This is a genomic window from Hymenobacter sp. CRA2 (assembly GCF_002007105.1).
GTDB lineage: Bacteria > Bacteroidota > Bacteroidia > Cytophagales > Hymenobacteraceae > Solirubrum.
The window spans coordinates 277393-303351 of the sequence record NZ_MVBC01000004.1; the positions used below are offsets into that span (position 1 = coordinate 277393).

Consider the following 25959-nt stretch of genomic DNA (forward strand, 5'->3'; position numbering starts at 1 on the left):
GCCCCTGCAGCGTGTGTGACCTTTGTGCTGAGCAGGCCGCCCGTCAAATGCGGCAACTGGTACGACTTCAGGTGTGGGGTCGTACCGTGACGGGTGGTCTGCTTTTTTTATTGCCCCGGGCCCAAGGCCAGCGGGTCGTGGCCGTCCCAGGTGCCGGTGGTGCGCAGCACCCGAAAGCGGGCAAATAACTCCTCCGAGTACCAGCGCTCCTGCCGCGTGCGGCGCACCACGTCCTGGTGCCGGCCGTCGTGCTGCGCGCCGTAGGCGTACTGCCGCATCAGCGCCGCCGACTCCCACACGCTGAACGTGGCCTGGCGGATAACCGGCAGCTCGCCCAGCCCAATGGCGGCCAGCAGGCCCGGTGCCTGCGCCACGGCCCGGCTCACCGGCGGCACGGCCTGCCAGAAGCTCCAGGCGCGCAGCAGCCGAATGCTGGCCCGGGTAAGTACCGCGACCGGGCCGTCGGCGGTTTTCGGTGCGGCCTCGCCGGTGAAGGGCGCTTGAGCATCCCAGGCACCATGGGCCTGCAGCGGTTCGAGGTAGGCCGTCCACGTTTCCTCGGCGCGTTGCTGGTAATCCTGCCACGCGGGGTGCGTAGCAAAGAACTGCTCCGCAGTGGCCGCATCGTCCCACACCGCCAACAGGCCGTAGCGCTGCAGGTTGGGCCGCAGGCCAAAGTCAAAACCCGAGCCCAGCAGCTTGTGAAAGCGAAGCCCCGTCACGCGCTTGAGCTGCGGCGGCACGGTGCCCATGCGGGCCAGGGCCCAGCGCCGGTGGGCGGGCCGCACGGTGATGATGGTAAGCGTGGTGAGCGACAAAGTGAGCGGCAGGAAAGGCGGGGAGAATACAACAAAGAAAGGGACGGAATGGCTTCCGTCCCTTGCGTGCTGCGGCCGGGTGGAGCCGGTTAGCGGGTTTTTACCTGCGCGTGCTGGTTCACGTCGTCGTCCTTGCTCTTTTCGCCGGTGGCCACGGCGCGGGCGTAGGCGTAGGCGCGGCTGAGGATAGAGCTGGGCGAATCCCAGTATTCGGCTTTCTCGACGACGATTTTCAGGATGCGGATGCTCGGATCATCTTTGCCCTTGGGAAACCAGGCGCGCATATCTTCCGACCAGAGCTCTGAGATTTTGGCTTGGTCGTGGTATACCGAGGCCGTGCCCGTGACGGAAGCGTACACGTTGTCGCTGGGGTTGGCGTAGCTCAGGTTCACGCTCGCGTCGCGGCGTACTTCGAACACCTTGGCCGAGTCGGCATCGGTGAAAAACAGCAGCGAGCCGTCGTGGTCGGGCTTGAGCGTGTACATCGGGCGCGAGTGCAGCTGGTGTTGCTCATCGGCGGTGGTGAGCATGGCGATGCGCACGTCCTTGATTTTCTCGAACAGTTTGGACAGATCGTGGGTGACGGGCGTTTGTTCAGAAGCCATGAGAGCGGGTGTTTGGTGTGGAATCAATGGAATAAGGAGTACCGGGGCTTACGGGCCGCGCGGCGGCGGGGTTGGGCACCGGTCATAACTATTGGTAGGATAACATGGTATTGGAAGGCAAAAACCACCCAGCGCTGCCTGTGCGGCCCGGAGCCTTGCTCCGCCTGCCATGGCCTGCGCAAAGCGTAGTGCGCACTACTACTTTCCCCTCGTGAATTTTCTCGCCCACCTCGTTCTTTCCGGCCCCGACGATGCCGACCGGCTCTTCGGCAACTTCGCGGCCGAAGCCGTGCGCGGCCGCGCGGCCGTGGCTGCTTACCCGCCCGCCGTGCAGCGCGGCATCCGCCTGCACCGGCTCATCGACTCGTTTACCGACGCTCATCCCGTGGTGCGCCGCAGTACGGCCCGTCTGCGCGCCGCCGGCTTGGGCAAGTGGGCGGGCGTCGCGGCCGATGTGGGCTACGACCACCTGCTGGCCCGCGACTTCGCCCGCTACCACTACAACCCCGCCGAGCCACTGCCCGCCTTTGCCCAGCGCATGTACGCCCTGATCGAGGACCGCCGCGCCGAGCTGCCGGAGCGGCTGCAGCACATGTTTGAGCACATGCGCCAGCACGACTGGCTGACGGGCTATGCGTACCCGTTGGGGTTGGAAAGGTCGCTGCTGGGGCTGAGCCGGCGCGTACCGGGCGCGGCGGTATTGGCCACGGGCGCGGCCGCTTTTCTGACGGAGCTGCCAGCCTACGAGGCAGACTTCGCCGAATTCTGGCCCGAACTGCAGGCAGCGGTGCAAGCGGCGGATTAAGTTACCGCAGGGGGCTCCCTGTCTGCCATACTAACTCATATTACGCACCAAAGCCGGAGCGGCAAGGCCCCGGCTTTGGTGCGTGGAGTATCCACAGGTGTTTAGCGCGAGTAGAAGATTTCAAACTCGATGTGTTCACCGCCCGAGGACGTAGGCTGAATGTACCCGAGCTGCAGGCGCTTGTCCGTCAGGTCGTTGATGGTGAGCTGGCGTTGCACCGACGATTGGGGATACGTCAGCATGAGCAGATTGCCATTGCGGGTGTAGCTATACGGAGCCGTGGTAGTGCCCTGCAAGCTGCCGTTGTCGGTAAACGTCGTGGCGTCGATGGTGAGCGTGGTGCCGGGATTGGTCAGCAGCCTGCCCGAGGTAATGGCGGTGTGCGAGGCGCTGTAGCTGACGTAGTGCAGGCTGTCGGCGCGCCACCGGCCTTCCAGGGCCGGCTTGGGGTCGGCGCCCGACTTCTTGTCGCAGCTGGAAAGAAGAGGAGCAAGGGCGCTGCATAGCAAGGCGGTGGCCAGGTAAATGCGGTTCATGTACAGGCAGAAAGTGGATGGTAACTAACTGGGCGCAAACATAGGCGTAGGCTTGGTAAATTCCAGCTGGGGCGGGAAGTCGTTAGTTTGCCGGCTCGTAGCTATAATCGGTCCCATTGCCTTGTGTTGCACGACCAAGCGGGTCGGCGTCAGCGCCAGAACCGTGGAGGGCGCTGGGTATTACCGGCCTCCACGTCGAGGGTGAGCAGAACAGGTGGCGAAAAAAGGCTGCGGCTGCTGGGCTGGTACTGTTACGGGCATAAAAAAACGGGACCGTAAAGTCCCGTTTTTCAGATTGGCTAGGCCAGGTTGGCTTAGTGGTGATGCCCACCGGCGCCGTGTACGTGGCCGTGGTCGAGCTCCTCGCGGGTGGCGTCACGCACGTCCACCACTTGGCCGTCGAAGTGCATGGTCATGCCAGCCAGCGGGTGGTTGAAGTCCATTTTCACGGTGTCGTTGCCCACGTACACCACTTTGCCTTGCAGGTGGTTGCCGTGGTTGTCGGACATGGGCAGGTAGTTGCCGATCTGCAGCATTTCCGGGTCGGATTGGCCGTCGACTTCGAACACCTGCTTGGGCAGGTCCACCAGCGCGTCCTGATCGTATTCGCCGTAGCCTTGCTCAGGCGAAAGGGTGAAGCTGAAGGAGTCGCCGGGCTGTTTGCCCTGCAGCTGCTGCTCAAACTCCTCGGGCAGGCCGCTCATGCCGAACAGGAACACCATCGGCGAGTCGGCTTCGGCCTTTTCCACGAGCTGTTTTTCTTGCTCGTCGTTGGTAACGCTCAGGTCGTAGGTCAGCGTCACGACCTTTTGATCTGCAATCTGCATGGGTTCGGGGGGAGGAATAAGGAAAACAATGGCAAGTAAGGTAAAATAACGCGCCGGCCGCCGGTTTGTTCGATTGGGGCCGAAATGCGGTAGTTCGGGCAGCCGCCGGTTGCACTGGCAGTCATTGCGAGCGAAGCGCGGCAATCCTTCCTCTCGTGGCACGACAGCCCAACCCACGCTGACCGAAAAGCCATCAGAAGGAAAACAGCACCGCCCGAACCTGGGGTTACCGGTTTCGGGCGGTGCGTATTGTGGCGTCGTACTTCTAGAGGACGGATTGCTTCGGCTGCGCCTCGCAATGACAGCGGGGCGAGCCGGCGGCTTTCCTACAAATCCTGAAATTCCCAGGCCGTGCGGTAAGCGCCGATGTCTTCCACGTAGTTCACAAACTCGCGGTAGAAAGCGTTGCTGCTCAGCGTGGCCGAGTCGCCGGTCATCAGCAGCTTGCGCCTGGCGCGGGTCATGCCTACGTTCATGCGGCGGATGTCGGCCAGAAAGCCGATGTCACTGGCTGCGTTCGAGCGGGTGAGGGTGATGGCAATGATGTCGCGCTCCTGGCCCTGGAAGGAGTCGACGGTACCGATGCTGAGCTGGCGCTTGTTCTGCAGCTCCAGCAGCTCGGGTATCTCGTCGACGCGGTCTTTGAGGTAGTTGATTTGGGCCCGGTAGGGAGCAATAATGCCGATGCTCAGCGGCTGCTGCTCGTGGTCCTCGGGGTGGTAGTCCTGCAGCAGCTCCACCAGGCGGCGCAGCAGCAGGTCGGCTTCCTCGGGGTTGGCCACCGAGGGCGAGTCGAGGATGCCCAGCTCGGAGAAGCCGCAGCCGGCCGTGTCGATAAACTCCACCGCGCCGGGCTCGGGCGGGAAGCGCAAATCGAAGGCGTGCAGGTCGGCGCGGCGCACGCGCTCATCGGCCGCGAGGCGCCCGCCGTAAAACTGGTCCGAAGAGAAGCGCATGATGTCTTCGTGCATGCGGTACTGTACTTCGAGCATCCTGGCCGTTTCGGGCTGGCGGGTGATGCACTTCTCGAACAGCGTCTCGCGCAAGCCCTGGGCCGCGGCCTTTTCGCTTTTGACGGTGGGCGGCAGCTGGCAATGGTCGCCGGCCAGCACCACGCGCTCGGCTTTCGTTATCGGAATCCAGCAGCCAGGCTCCAGGGCCTGGGCGGCCTCGTCGATAAACACCGTTTCGTAGGTGAGGTGGCGGATGGCGCGGTTGGCGGCCCCCACGAGCGTGCAGGTAATCACCTGCACCTTGTCGAGCAAGTCTTCGGTGATGTACTTTTCGAGCTGGTCCGACTCCTGCAGCATTTGGTGGGCCTGCTCCTTGAGGTGCTGGCGCTGCTGCCGCTCCTCCCAGCCGAAGTTGCGCTTGAACTTGCCCGCTTCCTCGCGGTATTGCTCGGCCGTCTGGCGCAAGGATTTCAGCTCCGGGTAGTGCTTGTGGGCCATAACCTGCGCATCGAGCGTGTGCTCCAGCAATAGATCCGACACCCGCGAGGGGTTGCCCATGCGGATGACGTTGACGCCGCGCTCGGCCAGCTTTTCGGTGAGCAGGTCTACGGCCGTGTTCGAAGGCGCGCACACCAGCACCCGCCGCTCCCGGCGGATAGTTTCCAGGATGGCCTGCACCAGCGTGGTGGTTTTGCCGGTGCCGGGCGGGCCGTGGATGATGGCCACGTCCTTGGCCGCCATAACTTGCTGCACCGCCGCCAGCTGCGAGGCGTTGAGCGGGTTGGGGTAGTAGAGCTTCTCGGTCTGGGCCTCAGTCTTGAACTCGGCCGGACGGTGGCCCAGCAGGGTGTCGCGCAGCTCCTGCAAGCGGCCAAAGGCGCCCTGCACCTTCTGCAGAGCGTACTCCATTTCGCGGTAGCTGACCTCGTCGAAGGTCAGGTCGATGCCGAGCTTGCCCTCGTCAATCCAGTCGGGCAGGTCTTCCTTGTTGGTGGCCAGCGTGATTTTATTGCGGCGCACCGACGTCACCACGCCCGAGAGCATGGGCTTGTCGGAGCCGGCGCGGCCGGGGATGTTACCGAAGATGGCGGCGTTCTTGCCGACCTGGAACAGGTGCAGCTGCTGGCTCTGCCCGGCGGGGCGCTCCAGCTCCAGCACCAGCTTGCCGCCGAAGCCGATGTCTTCCTTCGTGATTTTGATCGGGTACCAGGTCAGGCCGCGGTGCACGCGCTCCGAGATGGTGCTCTTGGCGTTGCGCAGGCGGTATTGCTCCAGGTCCTCCTGTTGCTCCAGCTTCAGCAATGCCTGGACGCGGCGGAGTTCTTCGTAAACGGAGTCGGTAGGGGTATGGGGGGCGGTTTCGGCCAACTTCTTCGGGCTTCTGAATGCTAGGTAGTAAACCAGTTCAACACGCGTTGAACGGCAAACGTGCGGCCGAAGGTCGGGGAGAAATAGTAAATGCTGTGAAAGGCGAGAAAGTAACTCGGGGCGTTTGAATTAAGGCACTTGCTGAAATACGGCGAAAACCTAAACCCGTCTTTCGACACGCACTACTCTGGTTGCCACGATAAAGTCACCGACTCTTCTATTGGGATTGAACAACGTGAACAGCACCTCAATGGGCCACAAGCAAATGGTAAGATTTCTAACGAAACACCTGATTGCAGAAGCTGGCTCTCCGGTTGTGTTGTCGACTACTTGCAGCTTGAGCAACCTCTTGGCAAGGCTTTTCCCCTGGAAACTGTCTTTGAGCGCGTAAATCAAAAATAGGCCAAGAAATATGTAGTTCGAAGTAGACTCGTGAGTAGAGGCTCTGGTATCTGAATTTGAATAAGTGGCAATAGGCACAAGCAGGACGCAAACGATGGCATGATCTAGTAGCATGGAAGCTAGTCGTACGCGAGTGCCAAGGGGCCGGCTTTCGAGGGTCATATCACAGAAATTATAGCCCGTAGATCAAGCTTGGGGCCAAGCGGGGCCCGCTATTTTCTGGCAAGTCTGGTCAACAAGTCAATCCATCACAGCCCAGCATTCAGCAGCCGCGGCCCGGTACCGAGGTATCGGGCCGCCGCCTTATTTGGCGGCGGGTTCCTGCCGGATGACTTGACCGCCTTTCATCACGAAGCGCACGTTTTCCAGGGCGGTGATGTCGCTCAGCGGGTCGCCGTCCACGGCGATGAGGTCGGCGGCGAAGCCTGGTTCGAGGGCGCCGATTTTGGTTTTCAGGCCCAAGAGTTCGGCCCCGTTCAGGGTGGCGGCCCGGATAATCTCCAGGGGTTTCATACCGGCCGCGGCGTAGGCGCGAAACATCTGCAAACTGGCTTGGCCGCGGGTTTTGCCGGGCAGTTGGTAGTACTCGTCGGAGCCGGCCGCGATGCGCACGCCCGCTTTCAGGGCCCGGGCCAGGCGCTGGTTGTTGCGGGCGGCAAACGTGCGGGCGCCTTTTTCATAGCCCTGGCGCTGTTCGGGCGTGGCCGTGGCTGGGGGATGAAACGCCGTGAGGTAAAATTCGGGCGGGTAATCGGTGGGCACCAGAAAAATCTGCTTGGCGGCCATCAGCTTCAGCACGTCGTCGGGGATGGTGTAGGCGTGCTCGATGGAGTTGACGCCGGCCTGGGCTGCGAGGCGCGTGGCCTCGTCGCCGATGGCGTGGGCCGCCACGGTCTTGCCCTGCCGGTGGGCTTCTTCCACGATGACCTGCAACTCGGCGAGCGACAGTGTCTGCGACTCATTATTCACGATGACTTTGATACAGTCGGCCCCGTCGTAGAGGGCTTGGCGTACGGCCCGGCGGCCCTCTTCCACGCCGCTGACGGCCACGTATTCCTGAGCTACCAGCGCCTGCGCCTCCGGGGTGAGGCGCCCAAACTGGCCGCCGACCGGCGACAGTGCCCGGGTGGAAGCCACGATGCGCGGCCCCACCACCTGCCCCTGGTTGATGGCGTCGCGCAGGGCTACGTCGCCGTTGAGGCCGCTGTTACCCAGGTCGCGCACGGTGGTGAAGCCCGCTTCGAGGTCCTCGCGGCCCATGGCGGCCCCCAACAAGGCCCGGCGCGCCGTATTCATCGAGGCCACCGTCACCAGCATGTTAGCCTCGTCGCCGCCCAGCTCGGGCTGGTAATTTTGCAGCAGGTGGGTGTGGGCATCAATCAAGCCGGGCAGCACCAGGGCGTTGCCCAAATCGATGGTTTCGGCTCCGGCGGGGATGGCCACGTTGGTACCCGCCTGTAAAATGGTGCGGCCCTGCACCAGTACCACGCCGTTGGGCAGGACCCGGCCGGTGCGCACGTCCAGCAAGCGGCCGCACTTTATCGCGCGAACCGGCGCGGCAGCGGAGGATTGGGCATGAGCTGCTGGCACTTGGCTCAGCAGCAACAAGCCGACACAACCTGGCAGCACACGTTTTAGGGAAAACAGAAGTTTGCGCATTCGGCAAAGTACCGCAAAATCTGCCGCCCTTAGGCCCACTTATAGGCTCATAAGCTCCTTTAAGCCCTCTTTTAATGATGCCGGCTGCCGGCCCAGCACCTCAGCTAGCTCCGGCGTGGCGGTGCTTTCCTGCCCGTGCTTGATATCGGTCATGAAGCCCAGCGAGAGGTTTACCACGAACTCGGGCAGGCCGCGCGCTTTCATGCCGGCCACGAACTCAGCCGGCTCGATGTCGGTGTAGCGCACCTCGCGGCCCGACAGCTCCGTGAGGGCCGCCGCTACGTCGTGGAAGGAGTATGTTTCGCGGCCCGTGAAGGTATAGACGTGGTTGGCGCAGTCGCCTGCGGCCAGCACGTTGGCAATGGCCTCGCCCATTTCGCGGCGCAGGGCAAAGGACACGCGGCCCTCGCCGGCCGGCAGCTGAATGCCGGTTTCCAGCACCTGCGGGCCCACGAACTGCGGCAGCGTGTCCATGTAGAGGATGTTGCGGAATAGCACGTAGTTCAGCCCGCTGGGCAAGATGTAGTCTTCGGTCAGGAAGTGGCGCTTCATCAGGTCGTTGACTAGGGTGTCACGGTCCTGCAGGGCGCGACCGGTGTAGGCCAGGCAACGCACGCCGGCTTCTTTAGCGGCGTCCACTACGTTTTGGTGCAGTTGCAGACCGTCGGCCTCGCCGCCGCCCGAGACCAGCAGCACCTTGTCCACACCCTGCATGGCGCGCAGCAGAGAAGCCGGGTCGCGGTAGTTGCCCACGCGGATGTTTACGCCTTGGCTTTGGAGGTCAACGGCTTTGGCTTCGTCGCGCACCAGGGCGGCAATTTGGCTGGCGGGGAGTTTGGTCAGCAGCTGCTGGATGACGGCCGCGCCAATGTGGCCGGTGGCGCCGGTGATTAAGATCATGGCTTGGGTGGTTGGATGTGGCAGTTCGCTCGCAGACAAGACCTCGGTGTGAGGCCGGAAGCTTGCCCGAGCGTCTGCTACAAAGGTCCCATCCGAGCCAAGTGGGTGGAAGGGCCAGACGGCGGAAAGGTTGGGCCAAAAGGCGGAAAGCGCCGGCAGGCAGTAAGGCCGCGAGGTTAGCTGGCTACTAGCAGCCTGCAACGTGTGCTTGAAAGACCTTTCTGCACGTCATGCTCATCTGGCGCACGCTTGTCGAAGTATCTCTATCGAGCTATGCAGCGAAGCGGTAGAAGTGCATCAGCGCGCGGACGCCAGATAAAGCATGACCACAATCTACATTGCCAAACCGGCGCTTAACAGGCCTGCTTGTAGGCCGTGGGCGAGAGGCCGCGGTTCTTGCGGAAAAACCGACTAAAGGCCGATTGATCGGTGAAATGCAGCAAATCTGCCACCTGTGCCACCGTCAGCTGCTGGTTTTGCAGTAGAGCCTGGGCCTCCAGCACCACGGCCTCGGCAATCCATTCGCCGGCGGTTTTGCCGGTGGTGTCCTTCACGGTTTCGGTCAGGTGCTTGGGCGTGATGCAGAGCCGCTCGGCGTAGAACTGCACGCTGCGCTCGGCGGCGCCGTGGGTGCCCAGCAGGTGCTTGAACTCGGCCGTGAGCAGCTGGGCGCGCGTCTGGCTGGCGCGCAGGGCCGCGCGTTGCTGGTCGTAGATGGCCACCACCTCGCAGAGCAGGTTGTTGATGAGGTTCTTGACCAGCGTCTCGCGGTAGGGGTGCGGGGCGTGGTATTTCTGCCGCAGATAATCAAAGCAGGCCTGCAGCTCGGCCGTCTGCGCCGCGCTCAGCGGCAGCACGTGCGTGCCCACGCTTTCCAGGAAGTTGAACTGGCTGACGTCGAGGTGGCGGTGGGCGGTGAGAAAGTCACGGGTGAAAAACACCGACAAGCCGTCGTAATCCGCCGACAGGTGCGTCCACTCTTTGATGGTGTGCGGGGTGACAATCATCAGGCTGCCCGGGCCGATGGCATAGGTTTCCAGGTTGGCCTTGAGCTCGGCGCGGCCCTGCAGGCACAGGCCGATTTTGTAGTAGTCGCCGCGGTAGGGCAGGCCCAGGGGCGGCCCGTCCGAGCTGGTGCTGTGGTCGACGAAATATACGCCCAGCGCCCCGTGGCGGGGCGCGAAGCTTTGAAGCGGATAGGTCGGAATACGCTGCATCACAATAGGCGGGGTAAACGGCGGGCCCGCGTAAAAGTAGCGGTTGAGGCGTACGTAACCTGTGCCACCAGGCCCCGCGCTCATACCCAACAGATGAAGATTTGGTGTAGGCAGCGGCCGCGGCGCAACTCTGCCGTGGACAAGCAAGTACGTTCAGGAATCGGCCCCGATCCGCCGCGCCTGCTGCGTGGCGGATCGGGGTCAGCTGCCGCCTTTGAATTTATGACACCCCAGTTCCTCTTCGCCACCGGTATCGAAAACAGCAACCCCACCATCCAAAACGGCCGGTTGCGCGTCGATGAGATGGAGAAGTGCGGGCACTACGCGCACTGGCGCCAGGATTTTGACCTGGTCGAGGAGCTAGGCATCTGCTTTCTGCGCTACGGGCCGCCCATTCACACCACTTGGCTCGGGCCCGGCAAGTACGATTGGGAATTCGCCGACCAGACTTTCGGCGAGCTGGGCCGGCGCAACATCGCACCCATCGTGGACCTGTGCCACTTCGGCTTGCCCGACTGGCTGGGCAATTTCCAGAACGGCGACTTTCCGCAGCTCTTCGCCGACTACGCCCGGGCCTTTGCCGCGCGCTTTCCGTGGGTACAACTCTACACGCCGGTCAACGAAATGTTTATCTGCGCGCAGTTTTCGGCCCTGTACGGGTGGTGGAACGAGCAGCTGACCTCGGACCAGGCCTTCGTGACGGCGCTGAAGTACATCGTGAAGGCCAACGTGCTGGCCATGCGCGCCATTTCGGAGGTGCGGCCCGATGCGCTGTTTATTCAGAGCGAGTCGTCGGAGTACTTCCACGCCGAAAACCCGGCCGCTATCGGGCCCGCCGAGCTGATGAACGCCCGGCGCTTCCTCTCGCTGGACCTCAACTACGGCCGACGCGTGGACTCGGAGATGTACGAGTACCTGATGGACAATGGCATGACGCGCGAGGAGTACCACTTCTTCCTGAAGAACCACCTGCGCCACCAGTGCATCATGGGCAACGACTACTACAAAACCAACGAGCACCGCGTGCGCGCCGACGGGAGCACCACCGCCTCGGGCGAAATCTTCGGCTACCACGTCATTACTCGCCAGTACCACGACCGGTACCGCCTGCCCGTGATGCACACCGAAACCAACCTGTATCAGGGGCCCTGCGGCGACGAGGCCGTGAACTGGCTGTGGAAGGAATGGGCCAACGTGCTGCGCGTGCGCAACGACGGGGTGCCCATCATCGGCTTCACCTGGTACTCGCTCACCGACCAGGTGGACTGGGACTCGGCCCTGCGGGAGCCCAACGGCACCGTGAACCCGCTGGGCCTCTACGACCTGAACCGCAACATCCGGCCCGTGGGCGAGGCCTACAAGCAGCTCATCCGCGACTGGCGGCAGGTGCTGCCCGCCCAGAGCGTGTGCCTGCAGGTGCCCATCGTGATGCCCCACGACTCCAACGAGCAATGGGCCCAGCAGAAGCAGGACGACGCCCAGCAGCAGCGGCAGGACAAATCCACCGCCGCGGCCAACACGGCCTCCGTCGAGCCTTAAAGGTGAGTTGGTGAAGTGGTGAACTTGTGAGTGCCGTTCTGGAACTCCGACCAACACTTCACAAACTCACCACTTCACAAATTCACCTTTGATCAAATGCGTTTTCAGGATAAAGTGGCCATCGTGACGGGTGGCGCCAGCGGCATCGGGCTGGCTATTTCCCAGCGGCTAGCCTCCGAAGGCGCCCGCCTGGTGTTGGTGGGCCGCAACGAAGACCAGCTTCGGCAAGGCACGGAACTGGTCAAGCAGGCCGGCGCCCCCGACGCCTGGGGCAGCGTGTGTGACGTGTCGGTGGAGGCCCAGGTGGAAGCCACTGTGAAGGGCACGCTGGAGCGCTTTGGCCGGCTCGATGTCATCGTCAACAACGCGGGGCTAATGCAGTTCAAGCCTCTGGAGGAGTTGACCGGCGACGACTGGCTGCGCATCCTGAACGTGGATTTGCTCGGCGCCTTTTATTTCATCAAGCAGGCCTTTCTGCACATGAAGCCCGGCGGCAACGTGGTGAACGTGTCGAGCATCCACGCCATCGAAACCAGCCCGCTGGTAGCGCCCTACGCCGCCGCCAAGGCTGGCGTCAATTCGCTTACCCGCTCGGCCTCGCTGGAAGGCAAGCCCAAGGGCATCCGCGTCAACGTGGTGATGCCCGGCGCCATCGACACGCCCATGCTCTGGGACAACCCCAACGTGAAAAGCGGCGTGGAGAAAATCGACAAGGCCGACGTGGGCCGCCCCGAGGACGTGGCCGCCACCGTGGCCTATTTGGCTTCCGACGATGCCGCTTTCGTGCAGGGCGCCGAAGTGCGCGTGGACGGCGGCCGGCTGGACCGGCTCTAAGCCTTGGCGGACCGGTGCCGCAGCAGCCAGCGCAGTAGCCAGCTTGCTCCCCCGAGGTTGGCCAGCAGGGCCGCGTACAGCCAGAAGCTGGTTTTGCCCCCGGTCCAAATGATGAGTAGCAGGGCCGGCGCGGGCGCATCCAGGTCGGCCCACACCACGACGGCGAACAGTAGCGGTAGCAGGGCCGACACCAGGTTGAGCAGCAGTACGGCCGCCAGACTGCGCCGGGCCCAGCGCCAGCCCACCGGCCCTTGCGTTAGGGCGTGAAGCCGCAGGCCGAGCACGATAATCAGCACCGTGTTGAGCCCCAGCCCCAGCACGGCGGTGCACACGTGGCTGACCAGCAGGGCGTGGGCTACTTGGCGCGGCCAGCCAAATAGCTGCACCGGCCGGTCCGCGGGCGGGTCGGCCGGGATGAGGATGCGGTAGAGCCGCCAGAGCACGAAGGGCCAGGCCAGCAGTAGCGGCAGGTAATAAAAGTGCCCCAGCGCATGCTCAATAACGATAACCGCCTTTCCCCAGGTGCTTTGGCCCTCGGCGAGGTCCTCCCAGGGGCGGCCGAAGTCCAGGAGCAGGTGCGCCGCCAGCCAGGCCAAGCCCAACTCGACCATCAGCGTGAGTACCCAGATAAGGCCGGCCGTCGATGCAGTAACCTGGGCCTTGAACAGACGCAGGTGCAGCGCCATCATGCCCACGCCCAGCAGCACCAAGGGCAAGCCCAACGGGTTGAATGCCAGCAGCCCCAGCCCGAACAGAGCAGTTGCCAGCAGGTTGCGCACCAGCAGCACGGCGGCCAGCGTGTGCCCCGGCGGCGTCGCCGCGGCGGGCTCCCGGTAGCGGTCCAGGCTCATGCCTTGACGACGGCAGTTACATCCTGCCCCTGAATGGCCGCAGCCATCAAGGCTGGAAACTTATCCGGGGTGCAAGCGAAGGACGGGATGCCCAGCGCCGCCAGCTTTTCGGCCACCGAGCGGTCAAAGCTCGGGGCGCCTTCGTCGCTGAGGGCCAATAGCACCACCACCGTCACGCCGGCGGCCTGCAGCTCGGCGGCGCGCTTGAGCAGGCCGGCCGGGCTGCCGCCCTCGTACAGGTCGCTGATAAGCACCAAAATGGTGTCGGTGGGGCGGGTGATGAGCTGCTGGCAGTAGCCCAGGGCCAGGTTGATATCGGTGCCGCCGCCGAGCTGCACGCCGAAGAGTAAGTCCACCGGGTCCTGCAACTCCTCGGTGAGGTTGGCCACCGCGGTATCGAACACCACCATGTGGGTGCGCACGGCTTTGATGGAGGCCAGCACCGCCCCGAACACGCCCGCGTACACCATCGAGGCCGCCATGGAACCGCTCTGGTCCAGGCACAGCACGATTTCCTTCAGCGCCTGCCCGCGCTTGCCGTAGCCGATGAGCCGCTCGGGCACGATGGTGCGCTGGGCCGGCTGGTAATGCTTGAGGTTGGCGCGGATCGTAGCCGCCCAGTTGATTTCGCGGTAGCGCGGGCGCGGGTTGCGTACGGCCCGGCTCAGGGCGCCCTGCACGGCCTGCCGCAGCGGGTTCGAGAGGTGCTGCTCCAGCTCGCGCACCACGCGCTGCACCACTTCGCGGGCCGTGTGCCGGGCCTTGGCGGGCATCACCCGCCCCAAAGACATCAGTAGGCCCACCAGGTGCACATCGGGCTGCACCGAGCGCAGGATTTCGGGCTCCAGCAGCAGCTGGTTCAGGCCCAGCCGCTCCATGGCGTCTTTCTGCATCACGGCCACCACGGAGGTGGGGAAGTAGGTGCGGATGTCGCCTAGCCAGCGCGCCACCCGCGGCGAGGAGCTGCCCAGCCCGCCGCGGCGGCCCTCCGCGTTTTGTTCGTAGAGTTCGGTCAGCACCTGGTCCATGGCGCCGTAGTCGGGCGGCATCGGCACGGCGTTGGCCTCGTCGGCCGACGAGCCCAGAACCAGTTTCCAGCGGGCGGCATTGGCATTGCTCATGGGCGAAAGATAGGGCGGTCGGGCCAGCAGGCTAGGCCGGCAGCGTGACGATGAATTCGGTGTAGACGCCCGGCTGGGTATCGATGCGCAGCCCGCCGCCGTGGCCTTTCGTGACGATGTCGTGGCTCAAGGACAGGCCCAGGCCGGTGCCTTCGCCCACGGGCTTGGTAGTGAAGAAGGGCTCGAACACGTGGGGCAGCACGTCGGCCGCAATGCCCGGGCCGTTGTCGCGCACCCGGATTTCGACGGCCTGGGGAAGCTGCCGCGTGCTGACCTGCACGGTGGGCTGGTAGCCCGGCCCGGCAGTTTGCTGGCGCCGGTGCACGGCGTAGAAGGCATTGGTGAGCAGGTTCAGCAGCACCCGGCCCAGGTCCTGCGGCACTAGGTTCACGGGGGCCAGCGCCGGGTCGAGGTCGAGCTGCATGGCAGCCTGCAGGTCGGGGTGCTGGGCGTGCTGATCTTCGTAGGCCAGGCGCAGGTGCTCGGTCACCAGCGCGTTCAGGTCGGTGGCCTGGCGGGTGTTGGTGCCGGAGCGGGAGTGCTCCAGCATGTCGCGGATGATGGAGGAGGCCCGCAGACCGTGCTGGCTGATTTCCTGCAGGTTTTGCTTGAGGCCAGCCAGGATTTCGTGCTGCAGCTCGCCGGAGTTGCGGTGGTTTTCCATGCCGTCGACCATATGGGTGCTCACCTCGGCAAAGCGCTTCATGAAGTTCAGCGGGTTCTGCAGCTCGTGCGCAATGCCGGCCGATACCTCCCCCACAAAAGCCCATTTTTCGGCCGCAATCAGCTCTTTCTGGGTTTGGCGCAGCTGGGCCAGGGTGCGCCGGTTCAGCTGCAGCTGGCGGTAGAGCACCACGCCCAAGCCCGACACCACGGCCGCCGTGAGCACGGCAATGATGAGCAGGATGGTGCGCTGACGCAGGCGCAGGGCCTGCACGGCCTGGGTCTGGCGCATATTGGTCAGCTGCGCGTTGTGCTGCCGCTCGGTTCGCTCGCCTTCGTACTGAGCGATGTTGTAGGCGTTGCGGGCCGTGTTGAGCGAGTCGGTGATGGCGAAGTAGGCCTTGGTGTAGCGCAGCACCTTTTCCGGCTCGTGCTGCTTGTTGTAGAGCTGAATCAGCTCCCGCAAAATGGGGGGGCGCAGCAGGTGCAGGTTGCCGGAAGTGGCCTTGTGCAGCGCCTGCAGCAGGCGGGCTTCGGCGCGGTCGTAGTCGCCAATGGCCTCGTAGTACTGGGCCCAGGTCACATCGAGCGGAAACAGGCCCAGGCGCCCCGAAATGGTCAGGTGCAGCGAGTCGGCCAGGCTTTGGGCACGCTCCAGCAGGGGGCGCACCTGCTCCGGGTGCCGCTGCACCAGCAGCGAGCTTTTGAGCACCAGCCCGTAGGCCGTGCCCATCTGCCGGATCAGCGGGTCGTGCTGGGCAAAGTACAGGGCCTGGTCGGCGTAGGCCAGCGCCTCTTCGTAGCGGCCGGTTTCGCCGTACACGCGGGCCAGGCCCTGCAGCGTGTAGTAGCGGCGCATGTCCTTGAACTGGTACCGCTCCACCAGCCGCAGGGCCCGGCGGAAGTACTCCTCGGCCTTGCGCATGTTGCCCCATTCGGCATAGGCCGAGCCCGTCACCATGATTTCGGTGATGTAGTAGCTGCGTTCGTACTGCCGGAACGCGTCGACGGCGTGCAGGTAGTGGCTGATGGCCTGGTTGAAGTCGCCGCGGTGGCGAAAGGAGCCGGCCAGCACCAGGTAGCAGGCGGCTTCGTTCTGAATCGGGCCGTTGAGCCGGTAGTAGTTCAGCTTGTTCTGCACGTACTCGAAGCGGCCTTTGTCGTCCTTAAGCAGGTTGTACACCGGCGCCAGGTCGATGAGCAGGCGCGGAATCGGGCGGCGCGACTCGTCGAACAGGGCAATGGCCCGGTGCAGGGCACCCAGGGTGGCCCGATGGTCGCGGCCTTCCAGCCAATGAGCTACTCCGTCGCGCAGGGCCTGGTAGGGGCGAGCGTCGGCCAGCAGGTGCGTGCGGTTGTCGATGATTAGCAGCTCGTCGAGCAACGGCAGGGCTTGCTCACGGCGCAGAGCGTCGGTCAGCTCGGTCAGGTCCACCAGGTGCTGCAGGGTGCGCAGGCGGGCCGTGTCGGCTTGCTGCGCGGGCTGCCGCAGCGTAGCGCGCAAGGAATCGTAGTTCGCATCCCAGTAGCGCACCTGTGCCCGCAGCGCCGGAGCGCTAAATAGCAGGACAAGCAGCAGGCAGAAGAAGCGAAGGGAAACGATGCGCACGAAACGTGGGGGAGAAGATGGAGAGGCTGCCTAGCCTGGCAGTAGGCATGCAGCGCAATGGGGCAAGGTCAAAAATAGAGGAATCTGGTTAGCTGCCCCCATTGACGTCAACTCGGCAGGTAATAGGGGCGGTTTCCTCGTGCATACCGCCAGGGCAAGTAGGAGCGGCTGTGGTTTGTTATCAGCTAGTTGTCAGCTGGATAATTGCCTGTGTGGCGATGCTAGCTCGTGAGCTGCGTCCAGAGCACCGAGCCGCTGAGCCAGGTCATGATGAGCACCACGGCCGCCCCGAACACGGCCAGCCACCGCGGGTGCCGGTACGCGCCGACGACCTGGGGCCGGTACGCGGCCACCAGCAAGGTGCCCAGCGTGAGCGGCAAAATGAAGCCGTTCAGCGCGCCGGCCCACACCAGCAGCTGTACAGGCTTGCCCACGGTCACGAAAACCAGCGTCGACAGGACGATGAAGCCGATAATCCAGCGGTTTTCCTGCCCCGCCACCCGCGGCAGCATGGACTTCAGAAACGACACGGAGGTGTAGGCCGAGCCGATGATGGACGTAATGGCCGCCGCAAACATCACTACCCCGAACAGCTTGTAGCCCAACTGCCCGGCGGCCTGCTGGAACACCGAAGCGGGCGGGTTGTCGGCTCCGATGGGCAGGCCCTGGCTGACGACGCCTAGCGTAGCCAGGAACAGTAGCACCCGAATCAGCGAGGCCACCGACACGCCCATCACGGCGCTTTGCGTGACCTGCGGCAGCGCCGCCAGGCCGCGTACGCCCGCGTCGAGCAGGCGGTGCCCGCCCGAAAAAGTGATGTAGCCGCCCACCGTGCCGCCCACCAGCGTGATGATGGACACCAGATCGATGCGCGTGGGCGCTACCGTGCGCAGGGCCGCCTCGGCCACCGGCGCGCCGGTAGTAGCCGCCACGTACACGATGATGAGAATCATCACCAGGCCCATGAGCTGGGCAAAGCGGTCCATGAGGCGGCCGGCTTCGCGCACCAGGAAAATGCCCACCGACGCGGCCGCGGCCAGCACCGCGCACCACGCCACGGGCAGCCCCGTGAGCACCTGCAGGCCCAGGCCGGCGCCGGCCACGTTACCGATGTTGAAGGCCAGGCCGCCAAGCACAATCAGCACCGAAATCAGCGTGCCCAGGCCCGGCAGCACGCGGTCGGCAATGTCGGGCGCGCGCAGCTCCGACACGGCAATGACGCGCCAGATGGTCAGCTGCACGCCAATGTCGATGAGCACCGAGGTGAGGATGACGAAGCCAAAGCTGGCGCCGAGCGACTGGGTGAAGACGGTGGTTTGTGTCAAAAAGCCCGGCCCGATAGCCGAGGTAGCCATCAGAAAGGCCGCGCCCACGAGCACGCTCCAACGGTTTTCGGGGCGGCTCATGGGGCCGACGGGTAAGGGTCGGCCTGCACCGCTATGCCTTCCTGGCGCAGCGTCTGGCGGATCTGTTGGGCAAAGGCGAGGGCGTGGGGCCCGTCGCCGTGGATGCAGACGGTATCGGCCTGAATGGCCACATCCTCCCCCGACTGCGCCCGCACGCGGCCCTCGCGTATCATGCGCACCACTTGGGCAATGGCCGTAGCGGCATCCGCAATGAGGGCGCCGGGCTGGCGGCGCGGCGTGAGCGTGCCGTCGGGCAGGTACGTGCGGTCGGCAAAAACCTCGTGGGCGGTGCGCAGGCCGAGCTTTTGCCCGGCCGTGATGAGCGCGCTGCCGGCTAGTCCGTAGAGGCAGGCCTCGGGCTGCACGCGGTACACGGCTTCGGTAATGGCCTCGGCCAGCTGGGGGTTGACAGCGGCCATGTTGTAGAGCGCGCCGTGGGGCTTGACGTGGTGCAACGTGCCGCCCTCGGCCCGCACGAAGCCAAGCAGGGCGCCGAGCTGGTACACCACCATGTCGTAAGCCTCTTCGGGCGAAACGGCCATGTCGCGGCGGCCGAAACCGACGAGGTCGGGCAGGCCCGGGTGGGCCCCGATGGCCACGCCGTGCTGCAGAGCCAGGCGCACGGTGCGTTTCATCACGGCCGGGTCGCCGGCGTGGTAGCCGCAGGCGATGTTGGCGGAAGTCACGTAGGGCAGAATGGCTTTGTCGTGGCCCAGGTTATAGGCGCCGAAGCTTTCCCCCATGTCGCAGTTTAGGTCGACGCGGTACGATTGGGTCATGCGTTACAGGTAAACCAGGGCTAGGCCCCGGCGAAGTTGCTGAAGGTGAGTTTGCTGCTGGCGGTACGCCGCCTGGGCCTCGGCCAAAGTGACGGGCGCAAACCTAAGCGCCTGGCCCGGCTCCGCCTGCACCAGCTGGCTGACATCGGCGGAAATAACCTGGGCGATGCGCGGGTAGCCGCCGGTGGTCTGGTGGTCGGCCAGCAGCACGACGGGCTGCCCACCCGGCGGCACCTGCACCGTGCCGAAGGCCACGGCACTGGACAGCAATTCGCGCGGCTCCGGGCGCGTCAGCGGCGGGCCGAGCAGGCGGGCCCCCATGCGGTCGGCCTGCGGGCTCATGGTGAAGGGCTGCTGCCAGAGGGCGGCGCGGCTGGCGGCATCGAACTGCTCGAACTCAGGCCCCGGCAGCGCCCGCACGGTAACCGCGCCGGCCCTGCCCGTGTAGCGCAGCTCAGGCGCTGGCCACCACGTGGCGGCGGCCCAGCGCCGCAGGCTACAACGGGCCATAAGCTGCTGATGCACACGCATGATAGCCGCCGGCAAACCGCCGATGGGCAGTGTATCATTCGACCGCAGTGCGCGGCCCTGCCAACCGCCCAGCCCGGCACGCAGGTAGGTGGCGCGGGCGCCGAGCACCGCGGGCACGGCCACGCCGCCGGCCACCGCCAGATAGCCCCAATGCCCCGAACCGCTGGCAGTACCAAACGCTAGCTCGCAGCCCGCCGCCACGGCAATGACGCGTCCTTGTGGTGCGGGCTGGCCGTCTAGGGTCGGGCGAAAGTCGGCGCCGTTCAGGGCCAGGAGCGTATCGGCTTCGAAGCGGAGCTGCGGGCCGGGACCGGTAAATTCCAGGCCGGCGGCGGTTTCCTCGTTGCCCACCAGCAGGTTGGCCACGCGCAGTGCCACGGCATCCATGGCCCCGCCCACCACCACGCCGCTGCGGCGGTAGCCGGGGCGCCCGAGGTCTTGCACGGTGGTCAGCAGCCCCGGCTTGCGTACGTTAAGGCTCATGGCGTCGCAAGCTGGTCAAACTCGGCAGCCGAAATGGGCACGAAGCGCAGCCGCTGGCCCGCGTGCAGCAGGCTGGGCTCGGCATCGCCGGGCCGGAACAGGCGCAACGGGGTGCGCCCGATGAGCTGCCAGCCGCCGGGCGTAGGCAGCGAGTAAATGCCCGTTTGGGGCCCTGCAATACCCACGGAGCCAGCGGGTACCAAAGGGCGCGGCTGGGCCTTGCGGGGCGTGGCCAGGCGCGTATCGAGGCCGCCGAGGTAGGGGAAGCCGGGCGCAAAGCCAATCATGTACACCAGGTAGTCGGGGGCCGCGTGCAGGGATATTACTTCGGCTGGGCTCAGGCCGGTGTGGCGCGCTACCTCGTCCAGGTCGGGGCCAAACTTGCCGCCGTAGCACACGGGCACTTCCACTGGCGGTGCCGCGTGTTGGGTGGCGAGAGGCGCCAACTCAGGCAGCAGCAGCTGCTGCACGTGCTCAACGACGGCGGCGTACGGGTCGGGGTAGCCGGCCTGGTACAGCAGCCACGGGTCAAAGAACACGGTGAGCGTGGTGAAGGCCGGCACGTACTCCACCAGGCCCGGCAGCGGGTACGCCTCCAGCGCGGCGTCCAGCGCCTGAATGCGGGCGTGCGTTTCGGGGCTGATAACGTCGCCGCACTCCAGCACCACGGCCGCGTCGCCGAGCGGGTAAAGCCGCCACGGGGCGGGCAGGACGGGCGCGGCGAAGGGTGGGAGCATGAGCGGAATGCGGTTACTTTGGCAGACGGAGGCAGGCATCAGCCGACCCCAAAAGACGAGCATGAAATATAGGAAGTACGCGCACAGTGGCGCCCTGCTGCTGGCCTTAGGCATGCTGGCCTGCGCCAAAAAGCCTGTGGCCACCACCCAAAGACCCGCCGCCCCGCTGCCGGTGGAGCCCGGCGTGAGTCAGCAACTGGCCACGTACCGCAAAAGCCAGCTCAGCAGCCTCGGCTACGCGCTGGCGCTGGCAGTGCCGCCGGAAAAAGCTCAGCCCGTGGTAGCCAGCGAAGTAATCCGCTTCGAGCTGCGCTCGGCCGAGCAGCCTCTGCAGCTCGACTTCAAGGAGAAAACCGAGCGGCTCAAGCAGCTGACCGTCAACGGGCAGCCCGTCGGTATCGACCACCGCCAGGAGCACCTCGTCATTCCGGCCGCGGCGCTGAAACCTGGCCGCAACGAGGTGGCCATCGAGTTTCTGGCCGGCGACCTGTCCTTGAACCGCAACGAAGACTTTCTCTACACGCTGCTCGTGCCTGACCGCGCCCGCACGGTGTTTCCGGTGTTCGATCAGCCCAATCTGAAAGCCTCGTTTCAACTCACGCTGACTGTTCCGAGCGGCTGGCAGGCCCTGGCCAACAGCCCGCTGCGCGACTCTACCGTCACGGCAGCGGGCAAAACCTTGCGCTTCGCCCCGTCCGATACCATCAGCACGTACCTGTTTTCCTTTGCGGCGGGTAAGTTTCAGCGTGTGGCCCGCCGCGAGCAGGGCCGCGCCATGGAGTTGCTGCACCGCGAAACCGACGCCGACAAACTGCGCCTGAGCCTGGGGGCCATCTTCCAGATTCATGCCGACGCGCTAGGCTTTCTGGAAAAGTACACCGGCATTCCGTACCCCTTCCGCAAGTTCGATTTCGTGGCTTTGCCCGATTTCCAGTACGGCGGCATGGAGCACGTCGGGGCCATCGACTACAAGGCCAGCACCTTATTCCTGGACGAAGGCGCCACCCAGGACCAGCTGCTGGCCCGCAGCAGCCTCATCAGCCACGAAACGGCCCACATGTGGTTTGGCGACCTGGTGACTATGCAGTGGTTCAACGACGTGTGGATGAAGGAGGTGTTTGCCAACTTCATGGCCGACAAAATTACCCAGGTGGCCGTGCCGAACTCGAACTACGACCTGAAGTTCGTCATCGACCACTACCCGGCCGCTTACGGTGTGGACCGCACCGCCGGGGCCAACCCCATTCGCCAGGACCTCGACAACCTGAAAGACGCCGGCTCGCTCTACGGCAACATCATCTACCACAAGGCGCCCATCATGATGCGGCAGCTGGAGCGGCTGATGGGCGAGGAAGCCTTCCGCCAGGGCCTGCAGGAGTACCTGAAAAAGTACGCCTACGGCAACGCCACCTGGCCCGACCTCATCCAGATCCTCGACGCCCGCACGCCCGCCGATCTGCAGGCCTGGAACCAGGTGTGGGTAAACCAGCCAGGCCGGCCGATGTTCGATTACGACCTGAAAACCAATGGCGGCCAGATTACCAGCCTCACACTCACGCAAAAGGCCGAGGACGGCTCCAACCGCCTCTGGCCCCAGCTGTTTGAAGTGCTGCTAGTGTACCCCGATGGGCGCACCAAGGAGCTGATGGTGAATATGAGTCAACGGCAAATAGCTGTGCCCGGTGCCGTGGGCGAAGCGGAGCCGGCGTTCCTGCTCTTCAACTCCACCGGTCTGGGCTACGGCATGTTTCCCATCGACGAGCAACTGACGGCCGGCATGGCGCGGCTCACCAACCCGGTCGCGCGGGCCGCCAACTACGTGAACCTGTACGAGAACATGCTTAGCGGCCGCTATTTCGCCCCGCGGCAGCTGCTCGACGTGTACCTGCGCGAGCTGCCCCGTGAGCAGGAAGAACTGAACATCCGGCTGCTGACGGGCCAATTGACGGACATCTACTGGAAGCTGCTGCGGCCCCAGGAGCGCGCCGCGCTGGCGCCCGCCCTGGAAAAAGCCCTGTGGCAGACGCTGCAGCAAAACAAGGCCCCGAATGCGAAGAAGCTGCTGTTCAAGGCCTGCCAGTCGGCGGCCCTGACCCAAGACGCCCAAACGCGCCTGTACCAAATCTGGGATAAGCAGCAACCGCCCGCTGGCGTCAAGCTGACCGAGGAAGACTACACCGCGCTAGCGTTGGCCTTGGCCGTGCGCGACTACCCGGCGTCCCAGCCCATCCTGCCCCGGCAGCTGGCCCGCATCCAGAACCCTGACCGGCGCAAGCGCCTGCAGTTTCTCATGCCCGCCCTCGCGGCCGACGTAGCCACCCGCGACGCGTTTTTTGCGTCGCTCAGCGACGAGAAAAATCGCGAAAAGGAAGCCTGGGTCGTTTCGGCCCTGGGCTACCTGCACCATCCGCTGCGCGCCGCCACCTCCGAGAAGTACTTGCCGCAGAGCCTGGCCCTACTGGAAGAAATTCAGCAGACCGGCGACATTTTCTTCCCGTATTCCTGGCTGCAGGCCACGCTGGGCTCGTACCAAACGCCCAGTGCCGCCCGCACCGTCCACGACTTTCTGGCCGCTCACCCGCAGTACAACCCCAAGCTGCGCGCCAAGCTCCTGCAAGCCGCCGACGACCTGTTCCGCGCCGAAAAGCTGGTTGGCCGCCTTTAACCGAACCACCTAGCCGATGTGGTCCCGCGACTCAACGTTATAGGACCACTACCATTGAATACGCCAGCACTACTGCTCCGGCCCGCCGCGAAAAGCTTCTGCCTCTCTATCTGCAATGCACCTGATTCAAGCCATCAAGTTTTGGTTGAGGAGTGGCAAAGCTGCCAGCCCCGCCGAAGCGGTAGCAAAGGGGGCAACTGCTCGTTCCCTGGCTTCTATCATAACTAACTACGAGGCCCGGCACGCGCAAGACGTAGCGCAGGCCGTCGAGGACAGCCGACGGCTATCGGACCGCTACGGCTCGTTCAATACCTTTCTCTACCAGCCTCATTTTGACCTATTCCTGCGGAAGGAAGTGCTACCCTTTCAGCAGCCGTCCAAGCTGCACTTGGGCTTTCTGGACATGAACAATTGGCGGGAGAGGCATCCGTTTAATTTTCCAGGACCTTTTTACGTGGGTGAATCGGATACCTGCGGCACCGGCGTTTGCGAGGCACCCATCAACGTGGGCAACGATGCCCACTGCTGCGAATACGTTTTTCGGCAGCCTTCTACGTATGAGGAACTAGCCTACGTTCTGAATGCAGCAGTCGTAGAAGCTTTCGACAGCTATTCATCCAACGGCAACGAGTATTGGACCTACGAAGCTTGCAAAGCTTGGTGGCGCAACCGCGAAATAATCGTCCGGGATTTGCTTGATCCAAGGGTAGCCAGAATGAATAATGGACAGAACCTGCTCTACTTAAAATATCTGCAAGGAGAGGCTGAAATGGACTTGCGCCGCTACTGCTTCTTTTTAGAGCATGGGGTGTATCCGTCCCAGGCCGGTGTGGCATTGCCGGAATTGTAGGGCGCCGTAAAAGTTAGCGCTTGGAGGCGTCCCACACCACCATGGTCTCGGAGCTGCGGGCCACGATATTGGGATTGACGAGCGGCCACGCCGGCTTACCTGGCAGGCGCAGCAGAATCACCTGTTGCAGTGCGCCTGCGCCGATTTGCGGGGCGGCAATGGCCCGGCCGTAGTCAGTTGCGTCGCGCCAGTGGGACGCGGTGTCGGTTAAGTCTTGTACCAGCGCTTCCACGGCTGGCGCGGTGGAGTCGGCCACAGCGCGCAGCACCGCGCAAACTCGTTGGAAAACTTCGCGAACGGGCACCGCAGGCCGAAATCAGGGGTGTTTGACGGCTTCCGTCAGGCGGCGCAGCTCGGCGGCGCGGTACACTTGCCCGCGCAGCACCACCGCCTGAATGCGGTGCAGGTTGCGAATATCAGCCAGCGGGTTCTGCTCCAGCAGCACCAGGTCGGCATCCTTGCCCGGCCCAATGGTGCCGGCGTGCTGCTCAGCTTTCATGAAACGGGCGCCGTTGATGGTGGCACAGCGCAGCGCCTGCGCCGGGCTCAGACCGGCCTGTACCAGCAATTCCAGCTCGCCCAGCAGCGAGGCGCCCGGGTACACGTAGGAGTTGAAGGGGCCGCTGTCGGAGCCAGCCAGCAGGGTGACGCCGGCGGCCTGCATCTGCGGAATCAGGCTCCTGAAGCGGGCGCCGAGCTGCTGGTTGAAGGCGCGGGTGGCGGCCGACTGCGCCCGCGCGCTGGCGATGCGGCGGGCGTAGGTGCGCTGAATGCTCGGGGCAATGTAGGCCAGCATGGTGTCGCGGGCGTGGTCGGTGGTGGGCAGCTCCGTGAGCACCTGCTGGATGTGCAGCGTGGGCACCACGGCCGTACGGTGCTGCACCAGCATCCGGTAGGTTCGCTGCGCTACGGCGGAGTCGTAGGTGCGGTACACGGCTGGCAGGGCCGCAAACAGGCCCACGGGTTTGCTGGTGCCCTGGCTGCGCTGCACGGCCGCCGTGATGCTGTCTTCGCGGTTGGAGCAGGCCTTCAGCACGTAGTACAGGTGCTCGGTGGCGTCGAGGCCGCGCTCGGCTGCCTCGCGCAGCGTCACGGTGTAGGGCATGTGCCCGGTGGTGGTCAGGCCGCGCTTTTCGGCCGCGCTGATGGCACCCAGAAACGCCTGGCCCGAGATGGTGCTTTCGTAGAGCTTGACGTAGTCGACCCGCAGCCGCTGCAGCGAATCCAGCGCCCGCTCAATCTGCGCCGGCGTCTCGACGACCAGCGAGCCGGCCCAGGTGGGGTTGGGGCCGTCCAGCTTCGGGCCGGAGGTGTAGATGCGCGGCCCCGCGAGCTGCCCGGCCTGCATCTGCCGGCGCCACTGGAAGATACTGGGCGTCAGGTCGCCGCCCGCGTCGCGCACCGTCGTCACGCCGTGGGCCAGGTAGAGCGGCAGCAGGTTGCGGTTGGCCGTGGCCAGCGAGTCACCGCCGCGGAAGTGCACGTGCATGTCCCACAGGCCCGGAATCAGGTAGCGGCCCTGCGCGTCGATGGTCTGAGTCGCGGCGTTCGGCTGCCCCGTCGATTTGCCTACGCGCTCAATGCGGCCCTGGCGGATGCAGAGCGTCTGATCGGCCCGTACCTGGCCCGACTCCACGTCCACCACGTTGGCGTGGCTGATAACCAGGTCGTAAGGCTGCGCGCTGTGGCGGCCGGCGCAGCCCACCAGCAACAAAGGCAGCAGGAAAGCAGGGAATTTCATGCGGGTAAGGTAGCTACTACGCCAAGGACGGGTTTGACTAAACAGTACGTCATGCGGAGC

23 protein-coding genes are annotated in these 25959 nt (G+C 64.6%); 5 read left to right on the forward strand and 18 right to left on the reverse strand.

Annotation, left to right across the window (positions count from 1 at the left end; translation table 11 throughout):
* Positions 1-107: 107 nt before the first annotated feature.
* Together B0919_RS09165 and B0919_RS09170 are read right to left on the reverse strand one after the other, a co-directional pair.
* Positions 108-818: a spheroidene monooxygenase gene (locus B0919_RS09165; RefSeq protein ID WP_254846527.1), complete on the reverse strand. Its 711-nt coding sequence runs from the start codon at positions 816-818 to the stop codon at positions 108-110.
* Between the two features lie 89 nt (positions 819-907).
* Positions 908-1423 carry a pyridoxamine 5'-phosphate oxidase family protein gene (locus B0919_RS09170; RefSeq protein WP_078011932.1) on the reverse strand — a complete coding sequence of 172 codons (516 nt, stop codon included), beginning with the start codon at positions 1421-1423 and terminating at the stop codon, positions 908-910.
* Positions 1424-1634: 211 nt separating this feature from the next.
* Between B0919_RS09170 and B0919_RS09175 the strand changes: the two genes are divergently transcribed.
* Positions 1635-2228 carry an ACP phosphodiesterase gene (locus B0919_RS09175; protein WP_176132946.1) on the forward strand — a complete coding sequence of 198 codons (594 nt, stop codon included), beginning with the start codon at positions 1635-1637 and terminating at the stop codon, positions 2226-2228.
* Between the two features lie 101 nt (positions 2229-2329).
* Here the strand turns inward: B0919_RS09175 and B0919_RS09180 are convergent, their stop codons facing one another.
* The 7 genes from B0919_RS09180 to B0919_RS09210 all read right to left on the reverse strand — a co-directional run bounded on the left by B0919_RS09180 (position 2330) and on the right by B0919_RS09210 (position 10090).
* Entirely contained in the window at positions 2330-2764 is a 435-nt protein-coding gene (locus B0919_RS09180) for a hypothetical protein (protein WP_078011934.1), read from the reverse strand.
* A 314-nt stretch (positions 2765-3078) separates the two neighbouring features.
* The gene (locus B0919_RS09185; protein ID WP_078011935.1) at positions 3079-3591 is read right to left on the reverse strand and encodes a peptidylprolyl isomerase; all 513 of its coding nucleotides are present in this window, start codon (positions 3589-3591) and stop codon (positions 3079-3081) included.
* Positions 3592-3917: 326 nt separating this feature from the next.
* The gene (locus B0919_RS09190) at positions 3918-5912 is read right to left on the reverse strand and encodes an AAA domain-containing protein (RefSeq protein ID WP_078011936.1); all 1995 of its coding nucleotides are present in this window, start codon (positions 5910-5912) and stop codon (positions 3918-3920) included.
* Positions 5913-6071: 159 nt separating this feature from the next.
* Complete coding sequence (locus B0919_RS26045) at positions 6072-6476, reverse strand: RDD family protein (protein ID WP_078011937.1); 405 nt, start codon at positions 6474-6476, stop codon at positions 6072-6074.
* A 141-nt stretch (positions 6477-6617) separates the two neighbouring features.
* On the reverse strand, positions 6618-7973 hold the full coding sequence (locus B0919_RS09200; RefSeq protein ID WP_078011938.1) for a metal-dependent hydrolase family protein: 1356 nt from the start codon (positions 7971-7973) through the stop codon (positions 6618-6620).
* Between the two features lie 39 nt (positions 7974-8012).
* The gene (locus tag B0919_RS09205; protein WP_078011939.1) at positions 8013-8873 is read right to left on the reverse strand and encodes an SDR family oxidoreductase; all 861 of its coding nucleotides are present in this window, start codon (positions 8871-8873) and stop codon (positions 8013-8015) included.
* Positions 8874-9226: 353 nt separating this feature from the next.
* Positions 9227-10090: a helix-turn-helix domain-containing protein gene (locus B0919_RS09210; RefSeq protein WP_176132948.1), complete on the reverse strand. Its 864-nt coding sequence runs from the start codon at positions 10088-10090 to the stop codon at positions 9227-9229.
* Between the two features lie 222 nt (positions 10091-10312).
* Here B0919_RS09210 and B0919_RS09215 point away from each other — a divergent pair, with 222 nt between their 5' ends.
* Positions 10313-11629: a family 1 glycosylhydrolase gene (locus B0919_RS09215; RefSeq protein WP_078011941.1), complete on the forward strand. Its 1317-nt coding sequence runs from the start codon at positions 10313-10315 to the stop codon at positions 11627-11629.
* Positions 11630-11725: 96 nt separating this feature from the next.
* The gene (locus tag B0919_RS09220; protein WP_078011942.1) at positions 11726-12463 is read left to right on the forward strand and encodes an SDR family NAD(P)-dependent oxidoreductase; all 738 of its coding nucleotides are present in this window, start codon (positions 11726-11728) and stop codon (positions 12461-12463) included.
* Here the strand turns inward: B0919_RS09220 and B0919_RS09225 are convergent.
* From B0919_RS09225 to pxpB, 7 genes are all read right to left on the reverse strand, one after another.
* Positions 12460-13314, reverse strand: a complete 855-nt coding sequence (locus B0919_RS09225; protein WP_078011943.1) for a hypothetical protein — start codon at positions 13312-13314, stop codon at positions 12460-12462. The two genes, B0919_RS09220 and B0919_RS09225, sit on opposite strands and share 4 nt — an antisense overlap.
* Positions 13311-14435 (reverse strand): VWA domain-containing protein, encoded by a 1125-nt coding sequence (locus tag B0919_RS09230; RefSeq protein WP_078011944.1) that lies wholly within the window; start codon positions 14433-14435, stop codon positions 13311-13313. Before B0919_RS09230 ends, B0919_RS09225 begins: the two co-directional genes overlap by 4 nt.
* Positions 14436-14466: 31 nt before the next feature.
* Positions 14467-16707 carry an ATP-binding protein gene (locus tag B0919_RS09235; RefSeq protein ID WP_078011945.1) on the reverse strand — a complete coding sequence of 747 codons (2241 nt, stop codon included), beginning with the start codon at positions 16705-16707 and terminating at the stop codon, positions 14467-14469.
* A gap of 221 nt (positions 16708-16928) precedes the next feature.
* The gene (locus tag B0919_RS09240) at positions 16929-18113 is read right to left on the reverse strand and encodes an NRAMP family divalent metal transporter (RefSeq protein ID WP_078011946.1); all 1185 of its coding nucleotides are present in this window, start codon (positions 18111-18113) and stop codon (positions 16929-16931) included.
* Complete coding sequence (locus tag B0919_RS09245; protein ID WP_078011947.1) at positions 18110-18892, reverse strand: LamB/YcsF family protein; 783 nt, start codon at positions 18890-18892, stop codon at positions 18110-18112. Before B0919_RS09245 ends, B0919_RS09240 begins: the two co-directional genes overlap by 4 nt.
* Positions 18893-18895: 3 nt before the next feature.
* Positions 18896-19906, reverse strand: coding sequence for a biotin-dependent carboxyltransferase family protein (locus tag B0919_RS09250; protein ID WP_078011948.1), 1011 nt, complete (start codon positions 19904-19906; stop codon positions 18896-18898).
* A complete protein-coding gene (gene pxpB / locus B0919_RS09255) occupies positions 19903-20643 on the reverse strand; it encodes a 5-oxoprolinase subunit PxpB (RefSeq protein WP_078012023.1) in 741 nt (246 codons plus the stop codon). The genes B0919_RS09250 and pxpB overlap by 4 nt, the downstream gene beginning before the upstream one ends.
* Before the next feature lie 61 nt (positions 20644-20704).
* Here pxpB and B0919_RS09260 point away from each other — a divergent pair, with 61 nt between their 5' ends.
* Positions 20705-23308, forward strand: a complete 2604-nt coding sequence (locus tag B0919_RS09260) for a M1 family metallopeptidase (protein ID WP_078011949.1) — start codon at positions 20705-20707, stop codon at positions 23306-23308.
* Positions 23309-23423: 115 nt separating this feature from the next.
* Positions 23424-24158, forward strand: coding sequence for a hypothetical protein (locus B0919_RS09265; protein ID WP_078011950.1), 735 nt, complete (start codon positions 23424-23426; stop codon positions 24156-24158).
* A 13-nt stretch (positions 24159-24171) separates the two neighbouring features.
* Here B0919_RS09265 and B0919_RS09270 read toward each other — a convergent pair whose 3' ends face one another.
* Both B0919_RS09270 and B0919_RS09275 read right to left on the reverse strand, forming a co-directional pair.
* Entirely contained in the window at positions 24172-24414 is a 243-nt protein-coding gene (locus tag B0919_RS09270) for a peptide deformylase (RefSeq protein WP_176132949.1), read from the reverse strand.
* A 60-nt stretch (positions 24415-24474) separates the two neighbouring features.
* Positions 24475-25899: an amidohydrolase family protein gene (locus tag B0919_RS09275; protein WP_078011952.1), complete on the reverse strand. Its 1425-nt coding sequence runs from the start codon at positions 25897-25899 to the stop codon at positions 24475-24477.
* Positions 25900-25959 lie beyond the last annotated feature (60 nt).

Excerpts from the sequence above, each read along its gene's own strand:
- B0919_RS09230 (WP_078011944.1), bottom strand. The coding sequence starts at position 14,435 with ATGAGCAATGCCAATGCCGCCCGCTGGAAACTGGTTCTGGGCTCGTCG.
- B0919_RS09265 (WP_078011950.1), top strand. The coding sequence starts at position 23,424 with ATGCACCTGATTCAAGCCATCAAGTTTTGGTTGAGGAGTGGCAAAGCT.
- pxpB (WP_078012023.1), bottom strand. The coding sequence starts at position 20,643 with ATGCTCCCACCCTTCGCCGCGCCCGTCCTGCCCGCCCCGTGGCGGCTT.
- B0919_RS09170 (WP_078011932.1), bottom strand. The coding sequence starts at position 1,423 with ATGGCTTCTGAACAAACGCCCGTCACCCACGATCTGTCCAAACTGTTC.
- B0919_RS09180 (WP_078011934.1), bottom strand. The coding sequence starts at position 2,764 with ATGAACCGCATTTACCTGGCCACCGCCTTGCTATGCAGCGCCCTTGCT.
- B0919_RS26045 (WP_078011937.1), bottom strand. The coding sequence starts at position 6,476 with ATGACCCTCGAAAGCCGGCCCCTTGGCACTCGCGTACGACTAGCTTCC.
- B0919_RS09225 (WP_078011943.1), bottom strand. The coding sequence starts at position 13,314 with ATGAGCCTGGACCGCTACCGGGAGCCCGCCGCGGCGACGCCGCCGGGG.
- B0919_RS09200 (WP_078011938.1), bottom strand. The coding sequence starts at position 7,973 with ATGCGCAAACTTCTGTTTTCCCTAAAACGTGTGCTGCCAGGTTGTGTC.
- B0919_RS09215 (WP_078011941.1), top strand. The coding sequence starts at position 10,313 with ATGACACCCCAGTTCCTCTTCGCCACCGGTATCGAAAACAGCAACCCC.
- B0919_RS09250 (WP_078011948.1), bottom strand. The coding sequence starts at position 19,906 with ATGAGCCTTAACGTACGCAAGCCGGGGCTGCTGACCACCGTGCAAGAC.
- B0919_RS09240 (WP_078011946.1), bottom strand. The coding sequence starts at position 18,113 with ATGAGCCGCCCCGAAAACCGTTGGAGCGTGCTCGTGGGCGCGGCCTTT.
- B0919_RS09205 (WP_078011939.1), bottom strand. The coding sequence starts at position 8,873 with ATGATCTTAATCACCGGCGCCACCGGCCACATTGGCGCGGCCGTCATC.
- B0919_RS09245 (WP_078011947.1), bottom strand. The coding sequence starts at position 18,892 with ATGACCCAATCGTACCGCGTCGACCTAAACTGCGACATGGGGGAAAGC.
- B0919_RS09210 (WP_176132948.1), bottom strand. The coding sequence starts at position 10,090 with ATGCAGCGTATTCCGACCTATCCGCTTCAAAGCTTCGCGCCCCGCCAC.
- B0919_RS09275 (WP_078011952.1), bottom strand. The coding sequence starts at position 25,899 with ATGAAATTCCCTGCTTTCCTGCTGCCTTTGTTGCTGGTGGGCTGCGCC.
- B0919_RS09185 (WP_078011935.1), bottom strand. The coding sequence starts at position 3,591 with ATGCAGATTGCAGATCAAAAGGTCGTGACGCTGACCTACGACCTGAGC.
- B0919_RS09220 (WP_078011942.1), top strand. The coding sequence starts at position 11,726 with ATGCGTTTTCAGGATAAAGTGGCCATCGTGACGGGTGGCGCCAGCGGC.
- B0919_RS09260 (WP_078011949.1), top strand. The coding sequence starts at position 20,705 with ATGAAATATAGGAAGTACGCGCACAGTGGCGCCCTGCTGCTGGCCTTA.